At 67.2% G+C, this 11,051-nt stretch carries 11 protein-coding genes; 5 read left to right on the forward strand and 6 right to left on the reverse strand.

Annotated elements, in window-relative coordinates; all coding sequences use genetic code 11:
* Positions 1 to 90 precede the first annotated feature (90 nt).
* Positions 91 to 1,392, forward strand: a complete 1,302-nt coding sequence (locus AB4Z46_RS08460; RefSeq protein ID WP_442283032.1) for an MFS transporter — start codon at positions 91 to 93, stop codon at positions 1,390 to 1,392.
* Here AB4Z46_RS08460 and AB4Z46_RS08465 read toward each other — a convergent pair.
* The 5 genes from AB4Z46_RS08465 to AB4Z46_RS08485 form a co-directional block, all read right to left on the reverse strand.
* Positions 1,303 to 1,818: an ATP-binding protein gene (locus tag AB4Z46_RS08465; protein WP_442283033.1), complete on the reverse strand. Its 516-nt coding sequence runs from the start codon at positions 1,816 to 1,818 to the stop codon at positions 1,303 to 1,305. The two genes, AB4Z46_RS08460 and AB4Z46_RS08465, sit on opposite strands and share 90 nt — an antisense overlap.
* A gap of 29 nt (positions 1,819 to 1,847) precedes the next feature.
* Positions 1,848 to 3,308: an ATP-binding protein gene (locus tag AB4Z46_RS08470; RefSeq protein WP_442283034.1), complete on the reverse strand. Its 1,461-nt coding sequence runs from the start codon at positions 3,306 to 3,308 to the stop codon at positions 1,848 to 1,850.
* A gap of 110 nt (positions 3,309 to 3,418) precedes the next feature.
* Complete coding sequence (locus AB4Z46_RS08475; protein WP_442283035.1) at positions 3,419 to 4,747, reverse strand: ATP-binding protein; 1,329 nt, start codon at positions 4,745 to 4,747, stop codon at positions 3,419 to 3,421.
* Positions 4,748 to 4,845: 98 nt separating this feature from the next.
* A complete protein-coding gene (locus AB4Z46_RS08480; protein ID WP_442283036.1) occupies positions 4,846 to 4,980 on the reverse strand; it encodes a hypothetical protein in 135 nt (44 codons plus the stop codon).
* Between the two features lie 436 nt (positions 4,981 to 5,416).
* Positions 5,417 to 5,977 (reverse strand): H-NS family nucleoid-associated regulatory protein, encoded by a 561-nt coding sequence (locus tag AB4Z46_RS08485; protein WP_442283037.1) that lies wholly within the window; start codon positions 5,975 to 5,977, stop codon positions 5,417 to 5,419.
* A gap of 316 nt (positions 5,978 to 6,293) precedes the next feature.
* Here AB4Z46_RS08485 and gcvA point away from each other — a divergent pair, with 316 nt between their 5' ends.
* The 4 genes from gcvA to AB4Z46_RS08505 all read left to right on the forward strand — a co-directional run bounded on the left by gcvA (position 6,294) and on the right by AB4Z46_RS08505 (position 10,349).
* Positions 6,294 to 7,181: a transcriptional regulator GcvA gene (gene gcvA / locus AB4Z46_RS08490; protein ID WP_442283038.1), complete on the forward strand. Its 888-nt coding sequence runs from the start codon at positions 6,294 to 6,296 to the stop codon at positions 7,179 to 7,181.
* A gap of 110 nt (positions 7,182 to 7,291) precedes the next feature.
* Positions 7,292 to 7,987: an RraA family protein gene (locus AB4Z46_RS08495; protein WP_442283039.1), complete on the forward strand. Its 696-nt coding sequence runs from the start codon at positions 7,292 to 7,294 to the stop codon at positions 7,985 to 7,987.
* Positions 7,988 to 7,998: 11 nt separating this feature from the next.
* Positions 7,999 to 9,375 (forward strand): MmgE/PrpD family protein, encoded by a 1,377-nt coding sequence (locus tag AB4Z46_RS08500; protein ID WP_442283040.1) that lies wholly within the window; start codon positions 7,999 to 8,001, stop codon positions 9,373 to 9,375.
* Positions 9,372 to 10,349, forward strand: coding sequence for a Bug family tripartite tricarboxylate transporter substrate binding protein (locus AB4Z46_RS08505; RefSeq protein ID WP_442283041.1), 978 nt, complete (start codon positions 9,372 to 9,374; stop codon positions 10,347 to 10,349). Before AB4Z46_RS08500 ends, AB4Z46_RS08505 begins: the two co-directional genes overlap by 4 nt.
* A gap of 18 nt (positions 10,350 to 10,367) precedes the next feature.
* Here AB4Z46_RS08505 and AB4Z46_RS08510 read toward each other — a convergent pair whose 3' ends face one another.
* Positions 10,368 to 10,934 carry a hypothetical protein gene (locus AB4Z46_RS08510; RefSeq protein ID WP_442283042.1) on the reverse strand — a complete coding sequence of 189 codons (567 nt, stop codon included), beginning with the start codon at positions 10,932 to 10,934 and terminating at the stop codon, positions 10,368 to 10,370.
* Positions 10,935 to 11,051: the final 117 nt, after the last annotated feature.

Here is an 11,051-nt window from a genome sequence, read left to right on the forward strand (position 1 = left end):
CCGATACATAATACGTATTATATTGCTGCGCAGGTCCGCATTGCAACAAAGTCAGACGCCGTTCTGCCGCCCACACAGCGAGACGAATCCATGACAGCCGTACCCATGCCCGACGCTCCCTCCTCCGCGCTGTCGGCGACGCGGACGGCGCCGAGTCGGCGCAAGATCATCGCGGCGACGACCGTCGGCAACGCGCTCGAGTTCTTCGATTTCACGGTCTACGGGTTCTTCGCGATCACGATCGGCAAGCTGTTCTTTCCGAGCGCGAGCGCCTATGGGCAACTGATGCTGTCGGTCGCGACCTTCGGGGTCGGCTTCGTGATGCGGCCGGTCGGCGGCGTGCTGATCGGCGCGTTCGCCGACCGGGTCGGGCGCCGCGCCGCGATGGTGCTGACGATCAACCTGATGGCGGTAGGCTGTCTGATGATCGGCCTTGCGCCGACCTACGCACAGGCCGGGCTGATCGGCCCGACGATGCTGGTGCTGGCGCGCCTGATCCAGGGCATCTCGGCCGGCGGCGAAGTCGGCGCGTCGGCGACGGTGCTGATCGAGCAGGCCGACACGCGCAACCGCGGCTTCTTCGGCAGCTGGGAATTCGCCAGCCAGGGGCTGGGTATCGCGGTCGGCGCGGCGGTCGCGTTGCTGCTGACGGCGAGTCTGGATTCGGCTGCGCTCGAGAGCTGGGGGTGGCGCGTGCCGTTCCTGCTCGGCGCGTTGATCGCGCCGGTCGGCGCCTACTTGCGCCGCCACCTCGGCGAGACGCTGCAGCACAAGGACGGCTCGCACGGCGCGATTGCGATGGTGCTGAAGAACCATGGCAGCGAGATCCGGCTCGGCTCGCTGCTGAGCATCGGCAATGCGGTCGCGGCCTATACGGTCACGTTCTACATGCCGATCTACGCGATCCGCGAACTGCACCTGCCGCCGACGACCGCGCTGCTCGCCGCGCTCGTCTCGGGCGCGCTGAGCTTCGCCGTCAGTCCGTTCCTTGGCCGGTGCGCCGACATGTACAACCGCAAGGTGCTGGTGATCATCGGCCGCATCGGCATGCTGGTGCTGATCTATCCGGCGTTCCTGTGGCTGATCGCCTCGCCGACGCAGTCGACGCTGCTGATCGCGGTCGCCGGCCTGTCGCTGCTGCTCGCGTTCATGAACTGCCCGTCGTTGACGCTGTTCCCGGAGATGTTCCCGCAGAAGGTGCGCGTCACCGGCATGTCGTTCGTCGTCGGCGTCTCGGTCGTGTTCGGCGGCTTCCAGCAGCTCGTCGCAACCTGGCTGATCGAGAACACCGGCAGCAAGCTGTCACCGGCGCTCTATCTGATCGCCATCCTGGTCGTCTCGTCGCTGGCGCTGATCTGGATCAAGGATCGGACGGGCCGCGAGCTGGACTGACGGCAGGACCAGGTATTTTTCCATGGTGAAGACGTTGCCGCGGAGTGGGTGGCGCTGGTAGTGCTGGCGGTCGGAGAGTTGTCGGATCAGGTGCACGCCCAAGCCGCCCGGCGCGCGCGCCTCGATCGCGGCGGTGACGTCCACGGGTGCCGCCGACAGCGGGTCGAATGGCCTGCCCCGGTCTTCGAGCGTCAACACGATGCGGCGTGGACCGCCGTGATCCACGATGCGAACCTCCAGCGTCAGCGGGCCGCCCTGCCCTGCAGGATAGGCATGGTGCATGACGTTGACGCAGGCCTCCTCGACGATGAGCTGAAGGTCGTCGCACGTCGGGTCGTCGATCTGCTCGCGCCGGCACGTGGCGGCGACCAGCGCCAGCAGCGCCGGCAGGTTGGCGAGTTCGGCGCCGCATGCGATGCGATCCATCGCGCCGGCGCGCGGAGTGCGCCGGTCCCTCATGCCCTGCGTTCCGAGGGTGCGCCCGGTGGCGGTGGCCCGGGCGCGGCATCGGAAGACGTCTCGGGCCGTTGCGAAGGGACCGGCTGGGGCAGCCAGACGGTGAAGCGCGAGCCGGCGCCGGGCGTACTGGCCACCTCGATGTCCCCGCCCATCAGGCGGCACAGGCGGCGGCCGATCGCCAAACCCAGGCCGCTGCCGCCGAAGGCACGCGTAGTGCCCTCGTCGGTCTGCAGGAAGGGTTGAAACAGCCTTCCGATCTCCGCGCTGCTCAGGCCGATGCCGGTGTCTTCGACATCGAACCGCACTTGCAGCATGCCGGGTCGTCGCTCGCGCGTGAACGCGCGCAGCCGCACGTGTCCATGGTCCGTGAACTTGGCCGCGTTGGACACCAGCGCGATCAGCACCTGTCGCAGGCGCAGCGCATCCACATGGATAAGGGCCAGGCCCGTTTGCATGTCGACCTGCATGCGATTTCCGTTGGCGGCCAGCAATGGCTGCGCGGCGGCCTCGACCGACGACAGCAGGCCGCGCAGGTCGCAGTCCTCGAGGTTGAGCTGGATCTTGTGGGCGTCAAGCCGAGCCAGGTCGAGCACGGCGTTGATCGTCGACAGCAAATCCTTCGCCGCATGCTTGATGCGGCCCAGGTCGGCGCGGGCCGCCGGGGGCGTGCTGCCGGCCAGTTCTTCTTCGAGCAACTCGGCGTAGCCGATCACGGCGTTGAGCGGTGTTCGCAGCTCATGGCTCATGTTCGCCAGAAAGGCGCTCTTGGCCTTGTTGGCCAGCTCTGCCTCCTGTCGCGCCTGCTCGAGGTGAATGGCCTGGGCTTCGATCTCGCGATTGCGCTCCTGCAATGCGTCGCGCGTCCTGGCGGTGCGCAGCGATTCGGCGTGAATCGCATGGCCGAAGAGCGACAGGTAGAGCGTCGCGGCCACGGCCGACAACGCAATGGTCAGCAAGGAGGTGTCCGGACGGACCTCGAAACCCGTCGCGGCGGCGCCGGCCACGATGCCGATCGCCATCGCCACGAGGCCGCGCAACGCGTGGCGCGCCCCGCCTGAACCGAGGTTCGATGCGTGCATGGCGCCCCCCAGGGCGACGATGATCCACGGGTTGAGACCCGAGAGGCCGCCGTAGCCTCCGATCAGAAAAGAGTCGACCAGCAAGGCGCGCATCTCGCTGCGCCTGCTATCGCTGGCGCGACAGCTCAGCCTGTAGGCGAGATGCGGCCACGTCAACATGACCACCACCGCCCCCCACAGCGCGATCGGCGGCTTCATGACAAAGACCGAGCCGAGCAACAGGCCGGCGGCCAAATGGGCGCCGACACGCACCGGGTAGTTCACGCGCACCCCGCCGTAGAGGCGTCGCGGCGCGGCCGAAGCGCCGTTGGCCGCGCGCAGTGAATCGGGTGTGGAATCGACGCCCGTCGCCGCAGGCATGCCGGGCCGCGTGGTCATATCAGTTCTTCGATCTTCCCGGCAGGCGCTGAAGTTCGGTCGGCCCGCAGGCGCCGCAGCAGCATGTCCGGGTTGAGCGCGTTGTCCTCGACCAGCAGGATCTTGCCATGTCAATCCGCGGCTGCGTTCCTGACCACGGGTAACTGCGCGCGCACCGCCGCGCGAAACTGACTGCCCTCGCCGAGCGTGCTGATGGCGGTCACGTCGCCGCCCAGCAGGCGGCACAGACGGCGGCTGATGGCCAAACCAAGGCCCGTGCCGCCGTACTTTCGCGTCGTCTCGGCGTCCGCCTGCACGAAGGGCTGGAACAGCCGCCCCAGTTGCTCAGAAGTCATGCCGATACCGGTGTCGCTGACCTCGAACACCACGATCGGGTGGCCGCCGGCGTCGAGTCCGCCGCTGGTCTTGATCGAGATGCTGCCATTGCTGGTGAACTTGGCCGCATTCGAGACCAGGTTGATCAGCACCTGTCGCAGCTTCGTCATGTCGGATTGCACCAGGCCCAACTCCTGCGCGCAATGCACCTGCAGGCTATTGCGGTTGACCGCCAGCAGGGGTTGCGTGGTCGAGACCACCTGGTCCAGCAATTCGGCCAGTTCGAAGGGCTCGACGTGCAATTCGATCTTGTCCGCTTCGATCTTCGAGAGATCGAGCACATCGTTGATCATTTGCAGCAGGTGCCGCGCAGCACCCTTGATACGGCCCAGGTCGGCGAGCGAGGTGTCGAGTTCGCCGCGGTCCGCGAAGTCTTCCTCCAGCATCTCGGTATAGCCGATCACGGCATTGAGCGGCGTGCGCAACTCGTGACTCATGTTGGCCAGGAAGCTGCTCTTGGTGCGGTTCGCGGCCTCTGCCTGCTCGCGGGCACGCTCGGCGATCACCCGGGCCTGCTCGAGATCCGCCTTCTGTTGCTCGATGACCTGGTTGCGCGCGTGAACCTCCCGCTTGGCGCCAATGGCTTGGCGCGTCCGGAAATGAGACGCCATGCCGAACGCGGCCGTGTACGTGATGACGGCAAGCGCCGTCATCGCATGCGCCAGCAGCGGTACCGGCAACACGTCGAAGCCGGCGCTGAGCCCCGCCACCAGGACCCCGAGCACGAAGCACCCAGCGCCCATCAGGCCCAGGCGCAGCCCACCGATGCTCAGGTTGGCGGCATTGATGGCGGTGAAGGACACCACGCCAATCCACAGATCGAGGCCGGTCAGCAGCGTGAACGCGCCCATGAGGAAGCTGTCGACCAGCAAGTTCCGCCGCTCGGCGGCCTTGCTGTCGCGCGCGCGGCTCGCCAACAGATAGGCCAGATGCGGCCACAGCAAGGCAGTGCTGCAGATCAGCACCAGGATGCCGGCCGGCAGAGCCCGCAGCTGCAACACCGAGAGCGCCACGGCGCCGAAGAAGCCCTGCCCCAGCACGCGCAGACCGTAGTCCAGGCGCACGGTGGGGTGGACGCGGGGCCGCGACCCCGGGGATGGCGGATCCTGCGGGACGGTATTCAAGGCAAGGTTCTGTGCAGATCCATGGTGGATGGTGTCGGCTACACCCAATTGCTGCCGCCCGGCACCAGCGTATCGCCCGGGCTGGCGGGAATACCGGCGCTGTGCGCGACTTCGGAAACGACCGGTCGAGTGCCGGTGACGCAGTCGAAGACTGGTCGGTAGATGGGGTGCATGGCAAGTTGCTCGTTTTCAGATGACGGCGCCAGTCGAAGCTCCGCCAATCCAATTCTGTAGTAATACGTATTATTACTCTGTCTGCCATTCGGTACAAGTGAGCCGCGAAGTCATTCGCGAAGCCGTCCTGCAGGGCGGCTGCATCGCCGATCTCGACGATCGGCGTGCTGATGCTGGTGAGCCCCGGCGTCCGCGTGGCCCCCAGATCGGTGTCGTGAACGCCAGTGACGAGGTGTCCTCGGGTCTGCGGATGCCCGCCCGTCGTCAATCCATCATGGCCCCGACGCTGGTAACTTGGACGAGTCGCGCGCGTGAGCCCCGCTCGAGCTTTGCCGCAAATGAATGACTTCCAGGGCCCGCGCGATTTCTGAAATCCCCGGCCGCGCAGAAGAATGTTCAGCCAGTTTTTTTGCATCGACCGGCTGAATCCGCAGCTCAGCCCTTCAGTTCTTCCAACGTCTTCCCGGCGGCCAGTGCTTCCTTCAGCCATCGCGGCTGCGGGCCGCGGCCGGTCCACGAGTTGCCCCCACCGTCGCGGTACAGCACCGTCGATGGCCGGCGCTTGATGGCCTTGGGCTTTGCGGCTTTCGCGACTTTCACTGCTTTCACTGCTCTCACGGCCTTGCCGGATGGCGCGACGGACTCGGCAGGTGCAGCAGACGCCGCAAGAAACGCCTCGAGAGACTTGCCACCGGCGATCGCTTCACGCAACCAGCGCGGACGCGGGCCACGTCCGGACCAGGACTGTCCATCGCCATTGCTGTACTTCGCGCCAGTCGCTGCCTTTGCGGCCGGCTTCGCCTTGCGGGACTTGGGCGCTGCCTCGCCTTGCGCCGGCCCGTCGGCCAAGCCGAGTTGTCGCGCGGTCAAGCCATAGTGTTCGATCGCCACCTTGATGCGCGCAATGACGCCGCCCACTTCCTTCTGGCGAAGCGCATCGGCGGTCTTCTGGAGTTTTTCGATCTTCTTTTGAATCTGGAGATAGGTTTGAGCCATGAGTTAAATCCGATCGTTCATTCAGGAGGTATAGCTTAACCATCTCTCGCGTCCAAAGTAAGCCAACACTCATCTCTCGTTCCGAGATACAGCGCAGAAACGACACGTATTGCGCATCTCGGCAACGCATCGAGGTGGCCATGACTCCTTTTGTTTTCTCTCGCGGGTGCAGCCATTGATCACTTGCAAGCCACCATGCCGCAATAGAGAGAAGCACCACAGTCGAGAAATGACGCCCGGTCAGTACTGGCAGAGACATCCGGCCAGTCATCTCGCTTCCGACCACGCCAGGGCCGGATGAGAGAATCCGCAGCGCATGACGCGCACCCGCCTCCCTTCCATTGCCTCGCTCACGGCCTTCGAATCGGCCGCGCGACATCTGAACTTCAGGCGCGCCGCAGACGAACTTCACCTGACCCCAGGCGCCGTCAGTCAGCAAGTCCGACAACTGGAGGCTCAACTCGGCATGGCCTTGTTCGCGCGGGCCCGTCAGCGCGTCCTGCTCACCAGCGCGGGTGCTCGCTACCTCGAGGAAGTCCGGCGAATCCTGAACGAACTCGGCGAGGTCACGCGCCAGGCGATGGCCAGCGGCGACAAGGAGATCCTGAACCTGGCCGCCGTACCGACCTTCGCCGTCAAGTGGCTGGTTCCGCGACTGCCGGCTTTCTTCGCCCGATATCCGGAGATCAACCTGAACCTGGTGTCTCGAAGCGCGCCGTTCGACTTCGCCACCGAGGCTTTCGACGCCGCCATTCATTACGGCGAACCGACCTGGTCGGGCACCGTGGCCACGCACCTGATGGACGAGGACATGGTGCCGGTCTGCAGCCGCCGCTACAAGCAGACCCACCGGCTGCGCACGCCCGCGGACCTGGATCGGGCGACCCTGCTGCAGCAGTTCACTCGCCCGTCGGCCTGGCTCGACTGGTTCAGGCAGGTGGACACCGAGCCGGCCAACGCTTTCCAGGGGCCGCGCTTCGACAGCTTCAACATGATCCTGGAAGCCGTGCATGCCGACCTCGGCGCCGCCTTGCTGCCGCGCTTCCTGGTGCAGCCCGGCATCGCGGAGGGCCGCATCGTCCAGCTGTCCCGCCAGGGCCTGCCGAGCACGCGCGGCTACCACCTGGTCTGCCCTGAAGCCAAGCACAACGCGCCGGCGGTGGTCGCCATGCGCGGGTGGCTGCTCGAACAGATCCGGACTTAACTACATTTTCTATCCAAGTAGGTAGAAAATATCGCCCTTCCCCTTGGGGATCGTGCGTCGAGAATGCAGGTCAATCCACACTAAAACTGTGCATCGACCGCGCAACTCCCATGACCTCGATCCCTCCTGACCGGCGCTGGAAAAAGCCCCTGCCCCCCTTTGTGTTCAACCGGGACTTCGAGCGCCCGGACCCGGCGCTGGTCGCCGCGCTGGCCGGCGTCGACGTGACACGCATCAGCGACCTGGTGGGCCGCATGTACACCTGCCAGCCCGCCATCCGCTCGCTCGTCACGCCTGCCCTGCCGCTGGTCGGACCGGCCTTCACGGTCAAGTGCCCGCCGGGTGACAACCTGGGCGTCATGGCCGCGATCCGCAAGGTGCAGCCGGGCGACGTGCTGATGGTCGACGGGCAGGGCTTCACGCACTGGTGCATGGGCGGCTTCGAGTTGCTGAAACTCGCACGCGACGAGCGCGGCCTGGCGGGCCTGGTCGTCAACGGCGCCTGGCGCGACATCGGCGAAGCCGAGGCGGCCGGATTCCCGATCTACGGCATCGCCGTGTCACCCCATTCCGGGCCAAAGCTCGGGCCGGCCGAGATCAATGTCCCGGTGGGCTGCGGCGGCGTCGTCGTTCATCCGGGAGACGTGGTGTGCGCCAGCGTCGAGGGGGTGGCGATCGTGCCGCGGCACAGCCTTCAGGCCGTCGCTCACGCATTGACGCCTTCCGCGGGCCATGGGATCCAGGGCTTTCTCGACGAGATGGAGGCACACATCGCGTCCTGGCTCGAGCCGGCATCGAAGCCGTGAACGCAGTGGGCATGACGCGCGCCTTCGCCGAGTTCGCATCGGCGAGCGGCCCCGACGACCTTCCCGACTCCGTCCGCCGGGAAGCACGACGGGCCATCGCGGACTGCATCGGCGGCGCGCTCGCCGGTGCGGGCGAACCGGTCACACTCGCGGCGCTGCAAGCGGCGCCAGGCGCCGGTTGCAGCACGCTCTGGGGACGGCAGGGCCGGGCATCGGCGCGTGACGCGGCGCTGGTCAACGGCTGCGCCGCGCACGCCCACGCGCTCGACGACACCAACGAATCCATGCGGGGACACCCCTCGGCGCCGATCGTGCCTGCGGTGCTTGCGCTGGCGGAAGAGACGGACGCAGCCGGTGCCGACATCGTCACCGCCTACGCGATCGGGGTCGAGATCGCCGCCAAGCTCGGGCGCAGCGTGAACGATCGCCACGCGCAGGTCGGCTGGCACACCACCTGCACCCTGGGCACCATCGGCGCCGCCGCGGCCAGTGCCAGGCTGCTGCGGCTCGATGCCGACCGCACGGCCCACGCGCTGGGCATCGCCGCTTCGATGGCGGGCGGCCTGCGCGTGAACTTCGCGACCATGACCAAGGCCCTGCACGCCGGCCTCGCCGCGCAGAACGGCGTGCTCGCCGCGCGCCTCGCCGCCGGTGGCCTGACGTCCAGCCCGCAGGCGCTGGAAGGGCACGAGGGCTTCCTGCAACTGTTTTGCGACGACGGCACATCGTCGCCGGCCAGGGCCCTGGCCACGCTGGGCTCGCCCTTCGAGCTGGCGTCGCCCGGCATCGTCTTCAAGCAATACCCCACCTGCTCGCTGATGCATGCGCTCATCGACATGGTGCTCGAGGCCCGCGCAGCCGGCGCCTTCGACGCGTCCGTCCCGCCGTCGGTCCATTGCGGCATCAGCGCCCGGCTGGAGACGGCGCGCGGCAAGCGATGGCCCCGGTCGGGGGCGGAGGCCAAGTTCCACGTCGAATACTGCGTCGCCACGGCCTTGCTGGCCGGCACGCAGGGACTCCCCGACTTCACCGACGCCGCGCTGGACCGGCCCGGCCTGCGGGCGCTGGCGAACAGCATCTCGCTCGCGCAAGGCGCCGACTTCCCCGCAGGCAACGGCGACTTTGCCGAACTGCGCGTCGTCCGCGAAGGCACCGAGGTGTTCAGGGCGCGCCGGGCCAAGCCCCTCGGACACCCCAGCGCGCCGATGCCCGACGCCCTCCACAGGGAGAAGTTCATGCGCTATGCCACGACGGCGCTGGCGCCGAAGCGCGCCACGGCACTGTGGTCCGCGCTCGCCGACCTCGACCACCTCCGCGCGCGCGAACTCGGAGCGCTGCTCGCGAGTGTCTCGCCGATCCGCCCATCCATCCAGGAGCCCACGCCATGACTTCCCTATCCCGTCGCCGACTTCTCGCCTCGGCCGCCGTGCCGCTGGCCGGCCTGGCCGGCCTGTCGCACAGCCAGCCCAGGGAGATGACCATCGTCGTCGCCTATCCGCCAGGCGGGTCGCTGGACGCCATGGCGCGCGTGCTGGCGCAGCGCCTGTCGGTCATTCGCGACCAGGCGGTCATCGTGGACAACCGGGCCGGCTTCTCGGGCAACATCGGTGCGCAGTACGTGGCGAAGGCGGCGCCGGACGGCAACACCGTGCTGATGACGGCGCTCACCACCTATGCGATCACTGCCAGCCTCATGGGCAGGGCCGCCGGCTACGATCTGCTCAAGGACTTCGAGCATGTGGCCATCGTGGGCAGCCTGCCCAACCTGCTGATCGTGCCCGCCTCGCTGCCGGTGAACTCCCTGCAGGAATTCATCCAGGCCGCGAAGGCGAAGCCCGGCGCCTTCTCCTATGCGACGACCGGCAACGGTTCGCTGGAGCACATCGCGGGTGAAATGCTCAAGCGGGCCGCGAAGATCGACATGCTGGCCGTGCCCTACAAGGGCTCGACCCCGGGCATCACGGACCTCATCGGCGGACAGATCCAGGCGATGTTCGTCAACACGTCCACCGCGATCAACAACCTGAAGAGCGGTCGCATCAAGGTACTCGCGGTGGCCGGCCCCAGCCGGGTCACGGCGCTTCCCAAGGTCCCGACGATGCGCGAGAGCGGCGTGGTCCTCGGCAACGACGTCGTGTCCCTCTTCGGCATTGCGGCGCCGCATGGCACGCCAGGGCCGATCGTCGACAAGCTCAACGCCGATCTCAACACCGCGCTGCGCGATCCCGAGGTGCGCTCGCGCTTCGAAGCGCTCGGCATCGACGTGGTCACCGAGAGCGCGGCGGAGGCGACGCGTCGCATCACCCGCGAGATCGGCACCTGGGTCAAGGTGATCAAGGAAACAGGGATCAGCCTGCAATAGGGCCGATCCTCAGCCGCCCTACCTGCCCTTGCGCCCCGAGATCAGCCGGCGCAGCGCGGCGCGCACGCCGGGCTTGTCCGCCACGCCGACGGAGATCGGTTGCGCGCGATAGAGCGCGCGCTGCTCTTCGAGCACGACGCGCAGGGCCTCGATGCTCGATTCGCTGTAGGCCCACACGCCGGAGACGATGAACTGCCCCGGCAGCGCATCCACCCGGGGCCGGATCTGGACGTTGATGGCGCCGATGCGATCCATCGTCTCGACCCGCGCGGCCGCCTGCTGGGTGCCACCGCCCAGCACGCCCACCTCGCGCGTGAACGCGAAGCTGATCGCCTGCACCTGGTGGAAGTGCTCCGAGATGAACGCGCAGATCTCCAGGAACACCAGCCGCCCGACGTGACGCCGCTCTTCACGCACGACGCGGGTCGGAGTGAAATGCTCGATGTGGATCTCGGTGCCGGAATTGCCCACCGGCACGGGGTCCAGCGTTCCGAGGAGAACGCAGGCGTCGTACACATACATGGGCTGACCGAGCTGATAGGGAGCAGTCCCGGGCCCGGTGATCCGGAGTTTCTTGAACGTCATGAAGCACTTTGCCGGTCGTGCGCGAGGCCTATTCCCCGGCCCGTTCCGAACGCTGCTGCCTTTCACTTCGACTTTAAGAGAGGGGCGGCGCGGATCTTCCCGGGCGATGCCAAGTTA

The sequence above is a fragment of the Variovorax sp. M-6 genome (assembly GCF_052114385.1).
Taxonomy (GTDB): Bacteria; Pseudomonadota; Gammaproteobacteria; order Burkholderiales; family Burkholderiaceae_C; genus Variovorax.

Coding starts and splice junctions, on each gene's coding strand:
- AB4Z46_RS08460 (WP_442283032.1), top strand. CDS start 91: ATGACAGCCGTACCCATGCCCGACGCTCCCTCCTCCGCGCTGTCGGCG.
- AB4Z46_RS08465 (WP_442283033.1), bottom strand. CDS start 1,818: ATGGATCGCATCGCATGCGGCGCCGAACTCGCCAACCTGCCGGCGCTG.
- AB4Z46_RS08470 (WP_442283034.1), bottom strand. CDS start 3,308: ATGACCACGCGGCCCGGCATGCCTGCGGCGACGGGCGTCGATTCCACA.
- AB4Z46_RS08480 (WP_442283036.1), bottom strand. CDS start 4,980: ATGCACCCCATCTACCGACCAGTCTTCGACTGCGTCACCGGCACTCGA.
- AB4Z46_RS08485 (WP_442283037.1), bottom strand. CDS start 5,977: ATGGCTCAAACCTATCTCCAGATTCAAAAGAAGATCGAAAAACTCCAG.
- gcvA (WP_442283038.1), top strand. CDS start 6,294: ATGACGCGCACCCGCCTCCCTTCCATTGCCTCGCTCACGGCCTTCGAA.
- AB4Z46_RS08495 (WP_442283039.1), top strand. CDS start 7,292: ATGACCTCGATCCCTCCTGACCGGCGCTGGAAAAAGCCCCTGCCCCCC.
- AB4Z46_RS08500 (WP_442283040.1), top strand. CDS start 7,999: ATGACGCGCGCCTTCGCCGAGTTCGCATCGGCGAGCGGCCCCGACGAC.
- AB4Z46_RS08505 (WP_442283041.1), top strand. CDS start 9,372: ATGACTTCCCTATCCCGTCGCCGACTTCTCGCCTCGGCCGCCGTGCCG.
- AB4Z46_RS08510 (WP_442283042.1), bottom strand. CDS start 10,934: ATGACGTTCAAGAAACTCCGGATCACCGGGCCCGGGACTGCTCCCTAT.